The 20122-nt window shown below is 58.5% G+C and carries 20 protein-coding genes and 1 pseudogene; 8 read left to right on the forward strand and 13 right to left on the reverse strand.

All coding sequences use genetic code 11. The annotated features are described in order from the left end of the window. Positions 1-91: 91 nt before the first annotated feature. Genes HUW52_RS28815 through HUW52_RS28825 form a run of 3 tightly spaced genes read right to left on the reverse strand, consistent with a single transcriptional unit; the run spans position 92 to position 3075 of the window. Positions 92-388, reverse strand: a complete 297-nt coding sequence (locus HUW52_RS28815; protein ID WP_016987242.1) for a helix-turn-helix domain-containing protein — start codon at positions 386-388, stop codon at positions 92-94. Between the two features lie 24 nt (positions 389-412). Then, positions 413-907 carry a M48 family metallopeptidase gene (locus HUW52_RS28820; RefSeq protein WP_016987241.1) on the reverse strand — a complete coding sequence of 165 codons (495 nt, stop codon included), beginning with the start codon at positions 905-907 and terminating at the stop codon, positions 413-415. 44 nt (positions 908-951) lie between these two features. Continuing rightward, positions 952-3075 carry a bifunctional diguanylate cyclase/phosphodiesterase gene (locus tag HUW52_RS28825; protein WP_175555524.1) on the reverse strand — a complete coding sequence of 708 codons (2124 nt, stop codon included), beginning with the start codon at positions 3073-3075 and terminating at the stop codon, positions 952-954. Positions 3076-3393: 318 nt separating this feature from the next. Here HUW52_RS28825 and HUW52_RS28830 point away from each other — a divergent pair, with 318 nt between their 5' ends. Continuing rightward, entirely contained in the window at positions 3394-4062 is a 669-nt protein-coding gene (locus tag HUW52_RS28830; RefSeq protein WP_137217412.1) for a polysaccharide lyase family 7 protein, read from the forward strand. 447 nt (positions 4063-4509) lie between these two features. After that, positions 4510-4872 carry a DUF6124 family protein gene (locus tag HUW52_RS28835; protein WP_175555525.1) on the forward strand — a complete coding sequence of 121 codons (363 nt, stop codon included), beginning with the start codon at positions 4510-4512 and terminating at the stop codon, positions 4870-4872. A 58-nt stretch (positions 4873-4930) separates the two neighbouring features. Here the strand turns inward: HUW52_RS28835 and HUW52_RS30870 are convergent. Beyond that, positions 4931-5020 (reverse strand): annotated as a pseudogene (locus HUW52_RS30870) (fructose-bisphosphate aldolase); the annotation flags it as partial. Between HUW52_RS30870 and HUW52_RS28840 the strand changes: the two are divergent. Beyond that, positions 4998-5597, forward strand: coding sequence for a hypothetical protein (locus HUW52_RS28840; RefSeq protein ID WP_175555526.1), 600 nt, complete (start codon positions 4998-5000; stop codon positions 5595-5597). The pseudogene HUW52_RS30870 and the gene HUW52_RS28840 overlap by 23 nt on opposite strands. 62 nt (positions 5598-5659) lie before the next feature. On the opposite strand, the gene fba is transcribed toward HUW52_RS28840, so the two are convergent. The 6 genes from fba to tkt form a co-directional block, all read right to left on the reverse strand. Then, positions 5660-6724, reverse strand: a complete 1065-nt coding sequence (gene fba, locus HUW52_RS28845) for a class II fructose-bisphosphate aldolase (RefSeq protein ID WP_008081027.1) — start codon at positions 6722-6724, stop codon at positions 5660-5662. A 252-nt stretch (positions 6725-6976) separates the two neighbouring features. Continuing rightward, the gene (locus HUW52_RS28850) at positions 6977-7309 is read right to left on the reverse strand and encodes an MliC family protein (RefSeq protein WP_016987235.1); all 333 of its coding nucleotides are present in this window, start codon (positions 7307-7309) and stop codon (positions 6977-6979) included. A 57-nt stretch (positions 7310-7366) separates the two neighbouring features. Continuing rightward, positions 7367-7588, reverse strand: coding sequence for a hypothetical protein (locus tag HUW52_RS28855; protein ID WP_007913756.1), 222 nt, complete (start codon positions 7586-7588; stop codon positions 7367-7369). 34 nt (positions 7589-7622) lie between these two features. Next, positions 7623-8786: a phosphoglycerate kinase gene (locus tag HUW52_RS28860; protein WP_175555527.1), complete on the reverse strand. Its 1164-nt coding sequence runs from the start codon at positions 8784-8786 to the stop codon at positions 7623-7625. A 12-nt stretch (positions 8787-8798) separates the two neighbouring features. Next, positions 8799-9851: an erythrose-4-phosphate dehydrogenase gene (epd, locus tag HUW52_RS28865; protein WP_007913751.1), complete on the reverse strand. Its 1053-nt coding sequence runs from the start codon at positions 9849-9851 to the stop codon at positions 8799-8801. 150 nt (positions 9852-10001) lie between these two features. Further along, positions 10002-11999, reverse strand: a complete 1998-nt coding sequence (gene tkt, locus HUW52_RS28870; protein WP_016987233.1) for a transketolase — start codon at positions 11997-11999, stop codon at positions 10002-10004. Positions 12000-12257: 258 nt separating this feature from the next. Between tkt and HUW52_RS28875 the strand changes: the two genes are divergently transcribed. The 4 genes from HUW52_RS28875 (at position 12258) to HUW52_RS28890 (ending at position 16893) form a co-directional block, all read left to right on the forward strand. Continuing rightward, on the forward strand, positions 12258-13253 hold the full coding sequence (locus tag HUW52_RS28875; RefSeq protein WP_016987232.1) for a metalloregulator ArsR/SmtB family transcription factor: 996 nt from the start codon (positions 12258-12260) through the stop codon (positions 13251-13253). Positions 13254-13271: 18 nt separating this feature from the next. Next, positions 13272-14462: a methionine adenosyltransferase gene (metK, locus tag HUW52_RS28880; RefSeq protein WP_016987231.1), complete on the forward strand. Its 1191-nt coding sequence runs from the start codon at positions 13272-13274 to the stop codon at positions 14460-14462. Positions 14463-14723: 261 nt separating this feature from the next. Then, positions 14724-16400 (forward strand): NAD-dependent DNA ligase LigB, encoded by a 1677-nt coding sequence (gene ligB, locus HUW52_RS28885; protein WP_175555528.1) that lies wholly within the window; start codon positions 14724-14726, stop codon positions 16398-16400. 97 nt (positions 16401-16497) lie between these two features. Further along, positions 16498-16893: a DUF1090 domain-containing protein gene (locus HUW52_RS28890; RefSeq protein WP_175555529.1), complete on the forward strand. Its 396-nt coding sequence runs from the start codon at positions 16498-16500 to the stop codon at positions 16891-16893. A gap of 51 nt (positions 16894-16944) precedes the next feature. Here HUW52_RS28890 and HUW52_RS28895 read toward each other — a convergent pair whose 3' ends face one another. Beyond that, complete coding sequence (locus tag HUW52_RS28895) at positions 16945-17394, reverse strand: cytochrome c (RefSeq protein ID WP_016987228.1); 450 nt, start codon at positions 17392-17394, stop codon at positions 16945-16947. A 128-nt stretch (positions 17395-17522) separates the two neighbouring features. Between HUW52_RS28895 and HUW52_RS28900 the strand changes: the two genes are divergently transcribed. Continuing rightward, complete coding sequence (locus HUW52_RS28900; protein ID WP_175555530.1) at positions 17523-18701, forward strand: murein transglycosylase A; 1179 nt, start codon at positions 17523-17525, stop codon at positions 18699-18701. Positions 18702-18825: 124 nt separating this feature from the next. Here HUW52_RS28900 and HUW52_RS28905 read toward each other — a convergent pair whose 3' ends face one another. Continuing rightward, a complete protein-coding gene (locus HUW52_RS28905; RefSeq protein WP_016987225.1) occupies positions 18826-19209 on the reverse strand; it encodes an MAPEG family protein in 384 nt (127 codons plus the stop codon). 39 nt (positions 19210-19248) lie between these two features. Continuing rightward, positions 19249-20082 carry an EamA family transporter gene (locus HUW52_RS28910; protein WP_007913737.1) on the reverse strand — a complete coding sequence of 278 codons (834 nt, stop codon included), beginning with the start codon at positions 20080-20082 and terminating at the stop codon, positions 19249-19251. Positions 20083-20122: the final 40 nt, after the last annotated feature.

The following is a 20122-nucleotide window of genomic DNA, read 5'->3' on the forward strand; positions in this document are numbered from 1 at the left end:
TTCAACGGCGCTCGCTCACGTCGGCGTAACTCTCAAATATCCCCCAATCGGCCCCCTCTCCCTCGGGGAGAGGGCTGGGGTGAGGGGCTCTTCAGGGATACTCCAGAACAGCCCTGATCTGCCGCAAATTACGCTCGATCCACCCGCGATCAATCGCCCCCCACTCGCGAATCCGATAGCGCCCCGCATGATTACGTGCGCCCTCTTCCTGCTCGAACTCACAAACGATGTCCAGATCCGCCAGCGCCGCAATGGTGTCCTGCGCCGTGCGCCGGGGCATGCCGGTCACTTCGGTCAGCGTCGGCACACTCGGCGCCAGACCGCTGTCGATCAGGTACGCCACATACAAGCGGCGGTAGAAACTGCTTTTGGTCTTGCTGACGTCCATCCCCACCTTCCTGGTTGCGTACAGTTAAGCCTGCATATCGCGCCACGTCAGGTACACGCGCAGATCAAACTCGACCTGGTGATACCCCGGCAGCATGTGCTCGCACAATTTATAAAACGCCTTGTTGTGATCCGATTCCTTGAAGTGCGCCAGTTCATGCACCACGATCATTTTCAGAAAGTCCGGCGCGGCGTCCTTGAACAACGAGGCGATACGAATCTCTTTCTTGGCCTTGAGCTTGCCGCCCTGCACTCGCGACACCGTGGTGTGCAGACCCAGTGCCCGGTGGGTCAGGTCGAGGCGGTTGTCGAACAGCACCTTGTCGATGGCCGGGGCGTTGCGCAGGTATTCCTGCTTCAAGTCCAGCGCGTAGCTGTACAAGGCCTTGTCGTTCTGCACATCGTGGCGCCCCGAATAGCGTTGATTCAGGTATTCACCCAGACGCCCTTCGGCGATCAGTTGGCGCACCTGATCCTGTAATTGCGCGGGATAGGCCTGGAGGTACTTCAACACAGTCATGGACGGGCGACACGGTTCGAAAAAGGTCCGCCAGTGTAGCGAATTCAACCGGGCAGCGCGCTCCAGTCAAACGGTTCGGCAAAGCTTGCAGCGTCCTCGGCGATCAATGGCCGTGCGACGAGGAAGCCTTGCACGTACTCGCAGCCGTGGGCTTGCAGCCATTGGTATTGCTCGATGGTTTCCACCCCTTCGGCAATCACCAGCAAACCGTATTGCTTGCACAGACTGATCACTGTGCTGACCAGTGAGGCGTCGCGTTTCGAGTCCGGCAATCGCGCGATGAGATGGCGATCAATTTTCAGCGTATCGAGTTCCAGATCGCGCAGATGCGCCAGCGAACACGGCCCGGAACCGAAGTCATCCAGCGCCACGCGCACCCCAAGATTGCGCAGCAAACGCAGTTGTTTGCGGGTTTCGTCGGGGTTTTGCATCAGCGCTTCTTCGGTGATCTCGACCTCCAGTTGCCGAGGCTGCAAGGCATGTCGCTCCATGACTTGCCGCAACTCTGTGACCAGATTCGGCAGACTGAACTGGGTGTTGCTCAAACTCACGCCAAGCACCAGATCCTCGGCAAACAGGGTTTCCCAGGCTTTACGCTGACCGGCGCCGCGATGATAAATCCAGCTGCCGAGGCGACTGATCAGCCGCGCCTCTTCCAGCAGCGGCAAGAACAACCCCGGCGGCACATCGCCAACGCTCGGGTGCTGCCAGCGCAACAACGCTTCAAAGCCACGAATCTGGCCCGTGTCGATAGCCACTTGCGGTTGATAGACCAGATTGAAATCGCGATTCTCGATGGCGGCACGCACGCTCTCTTCGAGCATCAACCGCGAGCGCGCCCGGCCATTCATTTCATGATCGTAGAAACGATATTGCTGACGTCCGGCACGTTTGGCCTCGTACATGGCGATGTCGGAAGCACGCAGCAATCCGTCGAGGTTCGAGCCGCAGTCCGGGTAAGTGGCGATGCCGATGCTGGCGCCGAGAGCGATGTCCAACCCTTCGATCTGCTGACAGATCGACACCCGCTCGATGAGTTTTTCGGCAATCTTCGCCGCTTGCTCGGGAAACTCCAGATCCAGCAGCGCGGTAAATTCATCGCCGCCCATGCGCGCGAGAATGTCGAACGGCCGCAGACAGGCTTTCAATTGCTCGGAGACCCAGCGCAGCACGCGATCACCAGCATCGTGGCCTAGCGAATCGTTGACCCGTTTGAAGCCATCAAGATCCAGATACAGCAAGACCCAACTGCTATCACTGCGCTCACCACGCAACAGCAGATTTTCAACGGTCTGGTAAAAGCCGCGACGGTTGAGCAAACCCGTCAACGGATCGGTGACCGCTTGAAATTCGAGTTGCTGGTGCAAGTGACGCACCACCGACATGTCCAGCACAGTCACCACCATCGCGTGTTGCTCGGCAGGCAACGCCGCACACGACAAGGCCACCGGCACTTGCTGGCCGGGCGCGGTGCGCAGCAAGGCATCGTGCAGTCTTAATGTTTCGCCACGCTTGTAGCTGGCATAAAACTCGGAATCGGCCCACAGCGGAATGTGCGGCTTCTGAAGAAAATCGAGAAACTCCTTACCTTCCAGCTCCTTCACCGGCGCATTCAGCAAGCGTGAAATCGCTGGGTTGGCAAAGCGGATCAAGCCGTCCTCGCCCACCACCAATATCCCCTCGGCAGCGTTATCCAGCACCGAGGCATTGAAGGCGCGCGCCACTTCCAGGTCATGACTCAGGCGCTGCAACGCGCGGCGATTGCGCTGGTGCTCCAGCAACGCCTGCACTTTGGGCTTGAGAATCTGTGGGTCGAACGGTTTGAACAGGTAATCCACCGCGCCACTCGCGTAGCCCTTGATCACGGCGTCCTGGGATTGCTCGTTGGCAGTCAGAAAGATAATCGGCGTTAGCCGCGTGCGCTGGCTGCCACGCATCAGCCGCGCCACTTCAAAGCCGTCCATGCCCGGCATCTGCACATCCAGCAGCACCAGATCGACGTCGTGGGAGAGCAGAATATTGAGCGCTTCGAAACCGGAGGCTGCGGTGAGGACGTGCCAATCCTGGCGCTGCAGCAACGCGCGCATGCTGATCAGATTTTCAGGGTAATCATCAACGATCAAAAGGACAGAGCTGCCTTCACCTGGCGGGGGTTGCGCGCATTCCATGCTGCTTCTCTTGTCGGGACTTCAGGGCGATTCCGGTAAAACCGTACATACATCGAGCCTTCACTCTAGTCGTGGATCCGAAAAAGCAGAAGCTGTCATCAGGCCATCATTTAACCAAAGCGTGAATTTGCCGACTAACGGTCACCGCTGAAGCCCCCGGAAACCGGTAGAGATGGCATTTCGACAGGATGTTGACGTCAATCATCTGCCAAACGGGCGTTAACAAATTCCCCCTCTACGCTTATAAAGGCCGCCCCAAACGTGCGGGCTAGAGCTTCTGGCACGTACGTGCAGTGAAACTTGAGTGGAAGAACCGACATGATCGATCTCGCAACCTGGAACCTCAGCGTTCCCGTTGGCAGCCCGCCATACACCGTCGAAACCTCCAAACTGGTGAACGGCTTCAAAGATCAGTACTTCCATTCCGACACCGGCACCTTGTTCTTCTGGTCACCGGTTACCGGGTCAAAAACCGAAAACGCCATTTATCCGCGCACTGAACTGCGGGAGACCTACAGCAACGGCACGCTGCGCAATTGGTATTACCCGGACGCCGACAATTCGTTGCGTGCGACAGTGACGGTTAACAAAGTGCCGAGCTCCGGCAAGATCGTCATCGGCCAGATACACGCTTATGAAAGCCAGAAGCCGATGGTCAAACTCGAATACCAGTACAAGACAAAAACCGAGACCGGCAATCTCGTGATCAAAGTGCGCATGCACCCGGATGATGACGAAAGCCGTGTCATCACGCTGGCTACCGGGATCAAACTGGATCGCGAATTCAACTACCTCATCCACTTAAGCCCCGGCGGCGCATTGGGCATCAGTGCGGCGGGTTATCAGTGGGACTCACAGATCAGCGCGACATGGCGCAACAAGCCGTTGTACTTCAAGGCTGGGGTTTATGTGCAGGACAACACCGGGTACACCAGCGAAGGTGGCCAAGTGACCTTCTCCAAACTCGACATCGATCACGACAAATAACCCAATCCCCACGGTAGGAGCTGCCGAAGGCTGCGATCTTTTGATCTTGTTCTTGATTCTGAAAAGACAAAATCAAAAGATCGCAGCCTTCGGCAGCTCCTACCTTTAAACAGTGCTGTTTAGATCTGTCGGCGGTTACTTCCGGATGCCTACAACACCTTGCGTCGTTGCCTACCGCTACGCCAGAATCCGCCGGCTTGTGCGCCTGGCGGGCCATCGGTAACTTGATTCGCGTCACTGATTTCCAGTGATCGGGTTTAGTAGCCCGTGGTTACGCGATGCGCATTGGCACCATTCAGTCGGGCATAACCCGCGCTTGATGGTAGCTGTTCGCAGGGCGCCTTCGGGTGCGCCGGTCGCGTCTCCCCGGTCTACTAACCTGCGTTCAGCTGCCACCCCTTCGTTTAGTAGCGATCCGGTGTCGGCTCCATTTACCGGAGACGAAACATGATCAGATCAACGCCGCACCCGCCAGAAACAGATCCCGCATCGCCCTACGAATCTCTTGATTCCAGAAAACTCAACGACGCCGCCGAACGCGCCCTCGACCATTACCTCAAACCGTCCGCCTTCATCATGGCCAGCACGCATAAACCCGAGCCCATGTACCTCGCCAACCCTAAGTACAACACCGAATCCCTGCTGGCCAACGCCAGCGAAACCCTGGGTTCAGCCAGCGAAATGCTCAACAACTTCGCCGCCATGCTGAACACCTCACACCGCAAGACCGCGCTGGGGATTGCGCAAGTGGTCATGCTCGGTGAACTGGCAGTGAATCAGGCACTGGATCATATTGAACTAAAGGAATAACGGCCCACAAAAAAACCCGCCTCACGGCGGTTTTTTTAAAGCAGTTCAACGCTCAGGCTTAGTTAACCTTGGCGTTCAACTCACCCTTCAGATAACGCTGATACATCGCTTCCAGCGAGATCAGTTTGATCTTCGAAGCATTGCCCGCAGCAAATAAAGGTCACAGCTATATTAATATCACTTGTTCTTATACCGATTTTATAAACAACCTGATCAGAATATCGCAAATAACTATAAAGAACTGTCATTTCTATCAGGTTACAAAAGACGGCCTCCACTCTAACCTCATCATCGTGACACAAGAAACCAAATTCGGACTGACATTTAGCCCGAGCTTAAATATCGCGTCCAAAAAGGTGAAGAAAATGTTTAATTTCAATGGCAACGTCACTGATCTGTCCGGTATAGGTGAAACAAACCCCGCCACACTTACATTTGACGACCTAAGCCAACAAGGTGGACAGTTAAAAAATGGCAGAATGCAATATTACGGCCTTTACTTCACCCTCACCGGTAGTTATACCGCGAAGACTTCCCGGTCTTTTAATCTTCAAGCAAAAGCAAAAGCCTCAGATGGAGATGAATATGGACACGGAGACAGTTCACTCACCATCAACTTGACATCGAAGGACGGCAACGATAATAAGTTGGACGGTACTGTTAAGGTTCTTGCAGGCGGGCCGAACGTGGGTAAAACCTACAAAATCAACTTCGCAAGAGGCTAACACCAGAGCGTAAAAAACCCGCCTCATGGCGGGTTTCTTTTAAAGCAGTTCAACACTCAGGCTCAGTTAACCTTAGCGTTCAACTCACCCTTCAGATAACGCTGATACATCGCTTCCAGCGAGATCGGTTTGATCTTCGAAGCATTACCAGCAGTGCCGAACGCTTCATAACGAGCGATGCACACATCACGCATCGCGGTCACAGTCGCGCCAAAGAATTTACGTGGGTCGAATTCGCTCGGGTTGGTGGCCATCAGGCGACGCATTGCGCCGGTGGATGCCAGACGCAGGTCGGTGTCGATGTTGACCTTGCGCACGCCGTGCTTGATGCCTTCGACGATTTCTTCAACTGGTACGCCGTAGGTTTCTTTGATGTCGCCGCCGTACTGGTTGATGATCGCCAGCCACTCTTGTGGCACCGACGAGGAACCGTGCATCACCAGGTGGGTGTTAGGGATGCGTTTGTGGATTTCCTTGATGCGGTCGATCGCCAGCACGTCACCGGTCGGTGGCTTGGTGAACTTGTAGGCGCCGTGGCTGGTGCCGATGGCGATGGCCAGGGCATCGACCTGGGTGCGTTTGACGAAGTCAGCGGCTTCTTCCGGGTCGGTCAGCATTTGGCTGTGATCCAGAACGCCTTCGGCGCCGATGCCGTCTTCTTCACCGGCCATGCCGGTTTCCAGCGAACCCAGGCAGCCCAGCTCGCCTTCTACCGAAACGCCGCAGGCGTGAGCCATGGCTACAGTCTGCTGAGTGACGCGGACGTTGTAGTCGTAGTCGGTCGGGGTCTTGCCGTCTTCGCCCAGCGAGCCGTCCATCATCACCGAGCTGAAGCCCAGTTGAATCGAACGCTGGCAAACGTCAGGGCTGGTGCCGTGGTCCTGGTGCATGCACACCGGGATGTGCGGGAATTCTTCGATCGCGGCGAGGATCAGGTGACGCAGGAATGGCGCGCCGGCGTATTTGCGAGCGCCGGCCGAAGCCTGGACGATCACCGGGGAGTCAGTCTTGTCAGCGGCTTCCATGATGGCGCGCATCTGCTCAAGGTTGTTGACGTTGAAAGCTGGAACGCCGTAGCCGAATTCGGCTGCGTGGTCCAACATCTGGCGCATGCTGATAAGTGCCATTGTGTGTGTCTCTCCCGGTTGAGGGTCGTTAATCGTGCCAGCCTGCCGGAGCGGCGGCGGCTATTCAAGTGATTGCAGATCGGGGGTTGAGGCCCGGTCTGGTGATTCGATAAAGCAAAATCCTGAGAGCTACACAGAACCCCTGTAGGAGTGAGCCTGCTCGCGATAGCCATCTTGCAGTCAATATTGCAGTGACTGTCATACCGCTATCGCGAGCAGGCTCACTCCTACATTGGGCCTGTGGTGTTTCAATTACTGCGCCTTGCAGCCGCGGCCGATCAGGTCATTGGTGGCGACCCAGTACACCAGGCCTTCCTCTCCCTTGACGTGAAACGCCAGCATGCCGTCGCTGTACAGAGTGCCCGAGGCGCCCGGCTCTTCTTTCAGGCGATAGACCTGATCACCGCCACCCAGTCGCACATCGACTTCCTTCTGGCCGGCATCGGCGTAACGCCACAGCACTTTGGCCTGGCTGTCGCAGGTCCAGGTCGTCCAGTTGTCCGCCGGGGCGGACGACTGAAACAGGTTCAACTGCGCGCAACCGCCCAACAATGCCAGCGCCGCAATGGCGATCAAGCCTTTCATCCGTGTTCCTCGACTGACGGCGCACGCCGCCAGCCCTGAGTTAAAGAGTCAGACCCGTCAAGGACAACCATGTTCCTTGGCCGGGGTTTGCGTCTCGTATTTGTCCAGGCCGTCCGGTCCCGAGCGCTTGTTCAGCACCGGGTTGGTTTCGGCCTGCCAGTCGGCCTGATAACAGCCCTTCTGCGACTCGCTCGGCGCCGGCGTAGCTTCGGCCTTCGGGTTACTCCCGCAGGCCGCCAGCGTACCGGTCAGCAACAACAGCGCTAACGACTTGACCATGTAAACACTCCTTTGCCTGGCCAAACGGGCGGCCTCAGGCCTTGGCCCGGCTTTCCAGGACTTCAACGGCTGGCAGCACTTTGCCTTCGACGAATTCGAGGAACGCGCCACCACCGGTGGAAATGTAGGAGATTTGCTCAGCCACGCCATATTTATCGATCGCAGCCAGAGTGTCGCCACCGCCAGCGATGGAGAACGCGGAGCTTTCAGCGATGGCTTGCGCCAGTACTTTGGTGCCGTTACCGAACTGGTCGAATTCGAACACGCCAACCGGGCCGTTCCACAGGATGGTTTTCGACGATTTCAGCAGTTCGGCGAAGTTGGCTGCGGTTTGCGGGCCGATGTCCAGAATCATGTCGTCAGCAGCAACGTCAGCGATCAGCTTGACGGTGGCTTCTGCGGTTTCGGCGAATTCCTTGGCAACCACCACGTCAACCGGCAGCGGCACGCTGACTTTGGCGGCGATGGCGCGGGCGGTGTCGAGCAGGTCTGGTTCGTACAGCGACTTGCCCACCGGGTGACCGGCCGCCGCTAGGAAGGTGTTGGCGATGCCGCCGCCGACGATCAACTGATCGCAGATCTGGCTCAGGCTGTTCAGCACGTCGAGTTTGGTCGAGACCTTGGAGCCAGCAACGATGGCAGCCATTGGTTGCGCAGGCGCGCCGAGCGCTTTGCCCAGCGCGTCCAGTTCAGCGGCCAGCAGTGGGCCAGCAGCAGCGACTTTGGCGAACTTGGCAACGCCGTGGGTCGAGCCTTCGGCGCGGTGAGCAGTGCCGAAAGCGTCCATCACGAACACGTCGCACAGGGCGGCGTATTGCTGGGCCAGTTCGTCAGCGTTCTTTTTCTCGCCTTTGTTGAAGCGCACGTTTTCGAACAGCACGATGTCGCCGGCCTTGACGTCAACGCCGCCCAGGTAATCAGCGACCAGCGGCACTTCACGACCCAACGCTTTGCTCAAATAGTCAGCGACAGGCTTGAGGCTGTTCTCGGTAGAGAACTCGCCTTCGGTCGGACGGCCAAGGTGCGAGCAAACCATCACGGCCGCGCCTTTTTCCAGGGCCAGCTTGATGGTCGGCAGCGAAGCCAGGATACGCGCATCGCTGGTGACAACACCGTCCTTGACTGGGACGTTGAGGTCTTCGCGGATCAATACGCGCTTACCTTGCAGATCGAGGTCGGACATCTTCAACACGGTCATGGGTCGCACTTCCTACGGTTTTTTTGAAGTTGCTGTTTGCAGATAGTGTTCTGCAACGTCCAGCATTCGGTTGGCAAAACCCCACTCGTTGTCGAACCAGGCCAGGATGTTCACCAGCTTCGGGCCGGAAACACGGGTCTGACTGGCATCGACGATGGCCGAATGTGGGTCATGGTTGAAATCACAACTGGCGTGCGGCAGCTCGGTGTAGGCCAGCAGGCCCTTGAGCGGGCCATGGGTGGCGGCCTCGCGCAGGATCCGGTTGACCTCATTGGCATCGGTCGCGGTGGCGGTCTGCATCGTGATGTCGAGGCAAGACACGTTGACCGTCGGCACGCGTACGGCTTTGGCCTGAATTCGCCCGGCAAGTTCCGGCAGCAGGCGCTCGATACCACGCGCCAGACCGGTGGACACCGGGATCACCGACTGGAACGCCGAACGGGTGCGGCGCAGGTCTTCGTGGTGATAGGCGTCGATCACTGGCTGATCGTTCATTGCCGAGTGAATCGTAGTGATCGACACGTAATCGAGGCCAATGGCCTTGTCGAGCAAGCGCAACAGCGGCACACCGCAGTTGGTGGTGCAGGAGGCGTTGGACACCAGCAGTTCGTCGCCGGTCAGGCAGTCCTGATTGACGCCGTAAACGATAGTGGCGTCGACATCCGCCTCGCTGGCCATCGGCTGCGAGAACAACACGCGCGGCGCGCCAGCGTCGAGAAAACGCTGGCCGTCTTCACGGGTGTTGTAGGCACCGGAGCATTCCAGCACCAGATCGACGCCGAGCGACGCCCAATCGATGCCTTCGGGAGTGGCACTGCGCAGGACCTTCACGCAGTCGCCATTAATATGCAGACAATCGCCTTCTACTCGCACCTCGCCCGGAAAGCGGCCGTGGGTGGAGTCAAAGCGTGTCAGGTATTCGATGCTGGCCATGTCGGCCAGATCGTTGATCGCGACAATTTCAAACCCGGCTTTCTCGCCTCGCTCAAACAACGCACGCAAGACGCAACGACCAATCCGGCCGTAGCCGTTGAGTGCAACTTTGTAAGGACGCGGTTGAGGCATGGGGTTCTCGATTACCGTGGTGAATCAGGCAGTGCGATGTTGCCCGAACCAACGCTATCGCGAGCAAGCTCGCTCCCACAGGGAAATGCGTTCCAATGTGGGAGCGAGCTTGCTCGCGAAGGCGTCAGCTCAGACGACATCTTTTCTGGATCAGTCTTCCAGCAGCTCTTCAGCCTGACCCAGGATGTTTTCCAGGGTGAAGCCGAACTCTTCGAACAGTGCCGAAGCCGGAGCCGATTCGCCGTAGGTGGTCATGCCGATCACGCGACCTTCCAGACCCACGTACTTGAACCAGAAGTCGGCGTGAGCCGCTTCGATGGCGATACGTGCGCTGACCTGCAACGGCAGCACGGCTTGTTTGTAGCCGGCGTCCTGAGCATCGAACACGCTGGTGCAAGGCATCGAAACCACGCGCACCTTGCGACCTTGCTCGGTCAGCTTGTCGTAAGCCTGAACCGCCAGACCCACTTCCGAACCGGTCGAAATCAGGATCAGCTCAGGCTCGCCTGCGCAGTCCTTCAGTACATAACCGCCACGGCTGATGTCGGCAATCTGGCCGGCATCGCGCTCTTGGTGCTGCAGGTTCTGACGCGAGAAGATCAGCGCCGATGGGCCGTCCTTGCGCTCCAGAGCGTTTTTCCAGGCCACGGCCGATTCAACGGCATCGGCTGGACGCCAGGTGTCGAGGTTCGGTGTGGTACGCAGGCTGGTCAGTTGCTCGATCGGCTGATGCGTCGGGCCGTCTTCGCCCAGACCGATGGAGTCGTGGGTATAGACGTGGATCACTTGCTTCTTCATCAGCGCCGACATGCGCACCGCGTTGCGGGCGTATTCCATGAACATCAGGAAGGTCGCGCCGTAAGGCACCAGGCCGCCGTGCAGGGTCACGCCGTTCATGATTGCGGTCATGCCGAATTCGCGCACGCCGTAGTACATGTAGTTGCCGCTGGCATCTTCAGCGCTGACGCCTTTGCAACCTTTCCACAGGGTCAGGTTGGAACCGGCGAGGTCAGCGGAGCCGCCAAGCAGTTCCGGCAGCAGCGGGCCGAATGCGTTCAGGGTGTTCTGGCTGGCTTTACGGCTGGCAATGGTTTCGCCTTTGGCCGCGACTTCAGCGATGTAAGCCGAGGCTTTTTCGGAGAAATCGGCCGGCAGCTCACCGCTCAGACGACGCACCAGTTCGTTGGCTTCAGTCGGGAACGCAGCGGAGTAAGCAGCGAAACGCTGATCCCACTCGGCTTCGGCCGCACGACCTTTTTCCTTGGCATCCCACTCGGCATAGATGTCGGCCGGGATTTCGAACGGACCGTGGTTCCAGTTCAGCGCCTGACGGGTCAGCGCGATTTCCGCGTCACCCAGTGGAGCGCCGTGGCAGTCTTCTTTGCCTTGCTTGTTCGGCGAGCCGAAACCAATGGTGGTCTTGCAGCAGATCAGGGTCGGCAGCGGGCTCTTGCGCGCGGTCTCGATGGCGGTCTTGATCTCTTCCGGATCGTGACCGTCAACGTTGCGGATCACTTGCCAGTTGTAGGCTTCGAAACGCTTCGGCGTGTCATCGGTGAACCAGCCTTCGACTTCGCCGTCGATGGAGATGCCGTTGTCATCGTAGAAAGCGATCAGCTTGCCCAGACCCAGAGTACCGGCCAGGGAAGCGACTTCGTGGGAAATGCCTTCCATCATGCAGCCATCACCCAGGAACACGTAGGTGTGGTGGTCAACGATGTTGTGGTTTGGACGGTTGAACTGCGCAGCCAGAACTTTTTCTGCCAGAGCGAAACCGACGGCGTTGGCCAGACCCTGACCCAGCGGGCCGGTGGTGGTTTCAACGCCCGGGGTGTAACCGAATTCCGGGTGGCCCGGGGTGCGGCTGTGCAGTTGACGGAACTGCTTGAGGTCTTCGATCGACAGGTCGTAACCGGTCAGGTGCAGCAGCGAGTAGATCAACATCGAGCCGTGGCCGTTGGACAGCACAAAGCGGTCACGGTCGGCGAACGATGGATTGCTCGGGTTGTGCTTGAGGTAGTCGCGCCAAAGCACTTCGGCGATATCTGCCATACCCATAGGGGCACCGGGATGGCCGCTGTTGGCTTTTTGCACGGCATCCATGCTGAGGGCACGAATGGCGTTGGCACGCTCACGACGGCTAGGCATCGCTGATCTCCTGGGTTCTGGTAAGTCGAAACGGAAAAAAGGAGGGCATTTTCCCTCACCGGAGCGCCTCGGGGCAATGACAGATAGTCATCCGGGGGCGTTTTTCCAATGGATAGCGGCGCTTTCTGTTGGTGAAACCTTTCCGCTACTCGTTTGTAGAGTTAACCGCTTGGAGAGAAGTGCCATTTATCGAGCAATATCAAAACTTTTTGATATTGGCCTTGCGATGAATTCACCCCGTCTCTAGACTGCGGCCCTATGAATTTACGCGTGCCTTCCATTCGCCATGACGATTGCGACGAGCTGGCGGCCCTGTGCAAGGCCGGCGGCGATCCGCTGCGCCTGAATGTACTGCGCGCACTGGCCAACGATTCGTTCGGTGTTCTGGAACTGGCGCAGATTTTCGGCATCGGTCAGTCCGGCATGAGCCATCACCTTAAAGTGTTGGCGCAGGCTGATCTGGTGGCAACGCGCCGCGAAGGCAACGCGATCTTTTATCGCCGTGCCCTGCCCCACACCGAATTGCTCGGCGGCAAGTTGCACGCGGCATTGTTAGAAGAAGTCGACAATCTGGATCTGCCTGACGACGTGCAAGCGCGCATCGAGCAGGTACACGGCCAACGCGCCGCGGCCAGTCAGGACTTTTTCGCCCGGGTCGCGGAGAAATTTCGCGCCCAGCAAGACTTGATCGCAGGCCTGCCGCAATACCGTGACAGCGTGCTGGCCCTGCTCGACAAACTGAACTTCAATGGTGCTGCCACGGCCATTGAAGTCGGCCCCGGCGATGGTGCTTTTCTGCCGGAACTGGCCCGTCGCTTCGGCACCGTAACCGCGCTGGACAACAGCCCGGCGATGCTCGAACTGGCGCGTCAGGTATGTGAACGTGAACAGCTGGCTAACGTCAGCCTGCAGTTGGCCGATGCATTGAATGGCACAAGCCTTCAGGCCGATTGCGTGGTGTTGAACATGGTGTTGCACCATTTCGCCGCGCCGGCCGATGCGCTCAAGCACATGGCCGACCTGCTGCAACCGGGCGGTAGTCTGCTCGTGACAGAGTTATGTAGCCACAACCAGAGTTGGGCCAGGGAGGCCTGCGGTGATCTGTGGTTGGGGTTTGAACAGGACGATTTGGCCCGTTGGGCCACCGCTGCGGGACTCGTTCCCGGGGAAAGCCTCTATGTAGGCTTACGTAATGGTTTCCAGATCCAGGTCCGCCATTTTCAGCGACCGGCTGGCGACACTCACCATCGGTAAATTCAGGAAAACATCGAGATGAGCGAATACTCCCTCTTCACCTCCGAGTCCGTGTCCGAAGGACATCCGGACAAAATCGCCGACCAGATTTCCGATGCGGTGCTGGACGCCATCATTACCCAGGACAAACACGCACGCGTTGCCGTGGAAACTCTGGTCAAGACTGGCGTGGCTATCGTTGCCGGTGAAGTGACCACCAGCGCCTGGGTCGATCTGGAAGAGATCGTGCGTAACGTGATTCTCGACATCGGCTATAACAGCTCCGACGTCGGCTTCGACGGCGCGACCTGCGGTGTGATGAACATCATCGGCAAGCAGTCCCCAGACATCAACCAGGGTGTTGACCGTGCCAAGCCTGAAGATCAGGGCGCCGGCGACCAGGGCCTGATGTTCGGCTACGCCAGCAACGAAACCGACGTTTTGATGCCAGCGCCGATCACCTTCTCGCACCAACTGGTGCAGCGCCAGGCCGAAGCCCGTAAGTCGGGTCTGCTGCCTTGGCTGCGTCCGGACGCCAAGTCGCAAGTGACTTGCCGTTACGAAGGCGGCAAGGTTGTCGGTATCGACGCGGTTGTTCTGTCGACACAGCACAACCCTGAAGTGTCGTACAAAGACCTGCGCGAAGGCGTGATGGAGCTGATCGTCAAGCACGTGCTGCCTGCCGAACTGCTGAGCAAAGACACCCAGTTCCACATCAACCCGACCGGCCAGTTCATCATTGGCGGCCCGGTAGGTGACTGCGGTCTGACCGGTCGCAAGATCATCGTCGACAGCTACGGCGGCATGGCCCGTCACGGCGGCGGCGCGTTCTCCGGTAAAGATCCATCGAAGGTTGACCGTTCGGCTGCCTACGCTGGCCGTTATGTTGCCAAGAACATCGTCGCTGCCGGCCTGGCCGAGCGTTGCGAGATTCAGGTTTCCTACGCGATTGGTGTAGCTCAGCCTACGTCGATCTCGCTGAACACCTTCGGCACCGGCAAGATCAGCGATGACAAGATCGTCAAACTGGTGCGTGAAGTGTTCGACCTGCGTCCATACGCAATCACCACCATGCTCGATCTGCTGCACCCGATGTACCAGGAAACTGCAGCGTACGGCCACTTCGGTCGCACGCCAGAGACCAAGACCGTTGGCGAAGACACCTTCACCACGTTCACCTGGGAAAAAACCGACCGCGCCGACGCCCTGCGTTCCGCTGCTGGCCTGTAAGAACTTCCCGGCTGCACAAAAAAGCCCCGCACGGCTCACGCCCTGCGGGGCTTTTTCATGCCTGAAACCGGGAGTTCAACTCAGAACGTTCAGGTCGATGCATATCCAACAAACCACTCGGTCAGTCCCCTCTCCCCCGGGGAGAGGGTTAGGGTGAGGGGCTGTTTTTACTGCACAGAAACAAGCCGTAAAACACCCATCCGGCGGAGTAAATATCTTCGCCTAACCTTCAAGCATTCCCCCTGAGCAAGGACGCTCACAATGCTTGTCACGCTGCGCCTGTTGTTGGTTTTCCTCGCTGCCTGTACGGCCCTCAACGCCCACGCCGATTGCCCGAAATGGCCGGCCACTCAAGCACAAAGCGAAATCGCCGCCCTGCAAAAACAGATCGACCAATGGGACGACGCCTATCACCGCGAAGGCCGCTCACTGGTTGTCGATGAGCTCTACGACCAGTCACTCCAACGCCTGAGCGCATGGCGTGAATGCTTCAGGCTACCCTCGCCCGCCGAACCTTTGCGCACGGCTTCAGGCACAGTTACCCACCCCATCGCCCATACCGGTCTGGATAAAATCCATAAAGCCGAGGCCGTGCAAGCATGGCTACGGGATCGTCATGACGTCTGGGTTCAACCCAAAGTCGATGGCGTGGCAGTGACGCTGGTTTATCGCCAAGGGATGTTGCAACAGGCCATCAGTCGCGGTGACGGGATCAGCGGACAGGACTGGACGACTTCAGCGCAAAGAATCAACGCCATACCTCAACGCTTGAAACAACCGCTGGATCTGCAGGTGCAAGGCGAACTCTACTGGCGCTTGGACAAACACGTGCAAGCCCGATCCGGCAGCGTCAACGCCCGCGCCGCCGTTGCCGGACTGATGAACCGCAAATCCTTCACTGCAGAACAAGCCGCCGGTATCGGACTGTTCGTTTGGGACTGGCCACAAGGACCTGTGGACTTGCCCGAACGAATATCCAGATTGGCCGCACTGGGTTTCGCCACAATTGAACCGTACAGCCACCCCGCCAGCGATTTCGCAGAGGCACAAAAATGGCGCGACCACTGGTATCGCTCGCCTTTGCCATTTGCCACCGACGGCGTGGTGTTGCGCCAGAGTCAGCGCCCGCCCGCCGAACGCTGGCAGGCTCGCGCTCCGTATTGGGCAGTTGCGTGGAAGTATCCTTTTGCTCAAGCGCTGGCCGAAGTGCGCAAGGTCAACTTCAAGATCGGGCGCACTGGGCGTATCACGCCAGTACTCGAACTCAAACCCGTCATGCTCGATGACCGGGAGATCAAACGGGTCAGCGCCAGCTCGTTGAAACGCTGGCAAGAACTGGACATTCGCCCCGGCGATCAGGTTGCGATCAGCCTCGCCGGCCTGACCATTCCACGGCTCGACAGCGTGGTGCTGCGCGCCGCCGAACGCACAGACCTCAACATCCCCAACTCCGACGACTTCCACGTATTGAGTTGCTGGCAACCCTCGCCCGGTTGCGAAAGCCAGTTTCTCGCACGCCTGACCTGGCTCAGTGGCAAACAAGGGCTGGCGCTGCAACATGTCGGTCGTGGCACGTGGGAGAAACTTCTCGAAACACGCCGCGTGAACAACCTGCTGGATTGGTTGACCCTCGAGGGGCCGGAGCTTGCTAACATTGCCGGCTTCGGCGAGCGCAGCAGCGAACGCCTGATGCACAGTTTTCACAGCGCTCGCCAACGACCCTTCGCCCAATGGCTCAAGGCCCTGGGCTTACCACCCACAGGTCAGGCTCAACTGCCTGACTCATGGCAGGCGCTGGCGCAACGCGACACCGAACAATGGCAGGCCGAAGCCGGTATTGGCCCGGGACGCGCAGCGCAATTGAGCGCATTCTTTCGCGATCCGCAGGTGCTGGCTTTGAGCGAAACCTTACATGCCGCCGGAATCGACGGTTTCTGACTACGCAATCCCGGCGCGCCGGGAACCCATCGGCCACCGAGGCGCTCCAACAGCGCAGTGCCGCCCCGACCCGATTGCCTTTGCACATGGAGCTTTTATGAAATTTCTCGCACCGCTCGCCTTGCTGACCCTTTGCGGCGTAATGGCCGCCCCTGTGATGGCCGACGAAGACGCCCCGGGCCTGACCGGCTGCGCCGCCAAGAAGCAGGGCATCATCAATCAGATCGAACAGGCCAAGTCGCGCGGCAACGCCGATCAGCAGGCGGGCCTGGAAACTGCCCTGCGTGAGGTGACCGAACACTGCACCGATGCCGGCCTGAAAAAAGAACGCGAAAACAAGGTCCTCGAAGCCAAACACGAAGTGAGCAAGCGTCAGGCTGATCTCGACAAGGCCATGAAAAAAGGCGATCCAGAGAAGATCAACAAGCGCAAAGACAAACTCGCCGAATCACGCAAAGAACTGCAGGACGCGCTGGACGAGATCGATAAGTAAGCATTGATGCAGTGAGTTTGATGGCCTCTTCGTCAGCTCAAACAATAGAAATCAATGATCGCGAAACTGTTTATGGCAAGCGCTGCAGGCATCTTCAACTTTCTGCACCGCAGGCCCGAGGTTGCTGGCCTTGTACGGCTGAACCTGGCTGGCGATCACCAATTCACCGGTGGCCGCTTCCAGGGTGCGGGCCATTTCCTGAAACTGCGCCTGCTTCTGCCAGACATCGTCCTTGGCGCTGGTGTGATCTTCTTCGCGAACCTGCGGAAAATGCTTCCAGGGTTCATGGGACAACGCATCGAGTTTGACTGCGCCTTCGGCAAACTTCGGCCCGTCGAACGGAATGCGCCCGCGCAGCATGCCGCCGAGGTCTTCGCCGGTCTTGAGCATTTGTTTGAAGATCGCCTTGCGTTGACCCAGCGGGGAATTCGGATCGACACCGCCACAAGCGGACAAGGTCAGACAGGCCAGCAATACAACAGAAATGCTTTTAAGAGTCATGGTGGCTTCAGGTCACGGATTTCGGCGGCCAGTATCCTCGCGTCAACGCCAAACACCAATAGCCCTATTAAAAATACGGGTTGCCCGAGCGCATGGAGCACGCGGGCAGCCGGCACAGGAATCACTCCATGAACAGCCGTTTCAAGGCCTGGCGTCACCCGCTGATCGCAACCCTGCCGCTACTGGCAATCCTCGCCGGCTGCACTGGCGGTGACAGCGCCAAGCCAAAAACCCACGCACTGGCCACCTATTCCAGCGCTACCTGGGAAGCACTGCCGGCGGTGTCCGACAGTGATCTGGTCGCCGGCTTCGGTTCGTGGCGCAGCGCATGCACCCGGCTCAAGGCTGATGCAGTCTGGGGCAACACCTGCGCCGCTGCAGCCAAAGTGCCGCAAAGTGCTGGCGAGATTCTCGCCTTCCTCAAACAAAATCTCGACGTCTACGGCCTGCGCGCTGAAAACGACAACCCCAACGGCTTGATCACCGGCTACTACGAACCGGTCTACCCCGGCAGCCTGACGCCCACCGACGCGGCCAATGTACCCGTGTATGGCGTCCCGGAAGACATGATCATCGTCTCGCTGGACAGCATTTATCCCGAACTCAAAGGCAAACGCCTGCGCGGTCGCCTTGAAGGTCGGGTACTCAAACCGTACGACGATGCCGCAACTATCGAATCGAAGGGCGTTAAAGCCCCAGTGGTGGCTTATCTGACCGACCCGATGAACCTGCAATTCCTGCAGATCCAGGGCTCCGGGCGGATCCAGACCGAGGACGGCAAACAGCTGCGCATCGCCTACGCCGATCAGAACGGCCACCCGTACCGCCCAATCGGCCGCTGGCTGGTCGAGCAAGGTGAGCTGAAGAAAGAAGATGTGACCATGAACGCGATCAGCAACTGGGCCAAGGCCAATCCTTCGCGCATCCCCGAACTGTTGGGTAGCAACCCGAGCTATGTGTTCTTCACCCGCAACCCCGACAGCAACGAAGGCCCGCGCGGCTCGCTGAACGTGCCGCTGACTGCCGGCTATAGCGCGGCGGTGGATCGCAAGGTGATTCCGTTGGGTAGTCTGTTGTGGCTGTCGACCACTCGCCCTGATGGCACGGCGCTGGTGCGTCCGGTGGCGGCGCAAGATACCGGCGGCGCGATTGCCGGCGAGGTGCGTGCGGATCTGTTCTGGGGCACGGGCGACGCAGCCGGGCAACTGGCCGGGGACATGAAACAGCAAGGGCAGATCTGGATGCTCTGGCCAAAAGGTGCCGCGTTGCCGCAAGTGCCGCAGGTGGCGGATACAGAGAAGAAGTAAGCCTTGGGAACTGCTGAGGCAGGCAAATAGCTATCGCGAGCAGGCTCACTCCTACAGGGGAACGCATTCCAAATGTAGGAGTGAGCCTGCTCGCGATGAGGCCATCAGCGACACCAAAAAATAATCAGACCGACACAAAGAAGAACGAAGCAATCAACCCCATTCCCACAAACCACACCAGCGAGCGCAGGATCGCCCAGTCCGCCAGGTAGCAAATGATGTACAGCAGGCGACTGGTAATAAACATCACCGCCAGCACATTGACCGTCACCAACTGCGCGGTTCCCACCAGGTGCGCAACGATCACCGCCGCTGCAAACGCCGGCATCACTTCAAAACTGTTCAGTTGCGCCGCGTGCGCCCGACGGGCCACACCGTTGAGACTTTCGAGAAAGTCGCGCGGATCATGGTTGTCACTCAACCGGTAGCCGCCCACGGCTTTCGCTACGCCGGTGCAGATATACGGCAGAAAAATCGCGATCAACACACACCACAGAGCCACCGTCATAACGCCGTCCTTTTTTCGAGTTATAGAATTCGCGGGCGGTCAGAACTTCATCACCAGCATGCCGATCAGCACCAGCCCACAGGCTAAGAGCCGCGGACGGCCGAAAGGTTCTTTCAAGTAGCGCATACCGAACAGCACCACCAGAATCACGCTGATCTCGCGCAATGCCGCTGCTTCCGCAATCGAACCCAACTGCATCGCCCACAGCACCAGAGCGTAGCTGGCCAATACGCAGAAGCCCACCGCCAACCCCAGCTTCCATTGCTCACGCCAGAACAACATGAACGCCGGACGCTTGGCGACCCACGCCAGCAGTGGAAACGGCCACGCGCTGAACAACGTGACCCAGACCAGGTAATCGAGCGGATGCGACCAGCGCCGCAATGCCTGGCCGTCGATGTAGGTGTAGCAACCAATACACAGGCCGATCAACGCCACCACCGGCAGCATCGACCATGGCAAATGCTTGCCACCACCGCCCTGCCACAACAGACAAACCATGCCCAACGGGATCAGCATGATCCCGAAAATCTGCTGCGTGGTGAGCACTTCACCGGCGAAGATCAAGGTCAGCGCCAGCACCACCAGCGGCGACAATCCGCGCATCAGTGGATACACCAGGCCCAGATCGCCGACCCGATACGCCTGAATCAGCAGGTAGCGATACAGCAGCTCAAAAGCTGCCGAAGCGAGAATCCATGGCCAGATTTCCATGGGCGGCAAGCTCACGAATGGAAACGCGATGGCAACGACCAGCAGCGCCACGGTGTCCATGCACGCCACCACCAGCAGCCGCTCGGCGCTGAACTTGATTAACGTATTCCACGTCGCATGCAACAGCGCCGCCATCAATACCAAAGCTGTCGCCAGCACGTTCCACTCCTTATTGTTGTTAGCGAGCCAATTAGTCAGA

This window comes from Pseudomonas sp. 43A (assembly GCF_013363935.1).
Taxonomy (GTDB): Bacteria; Pseudomonadota; Gammaproteobacteria; order Pseudomonadales; family Pseudomonadaceae; genus Aquipseudomonas; species Aquipseudomonas crudilactis.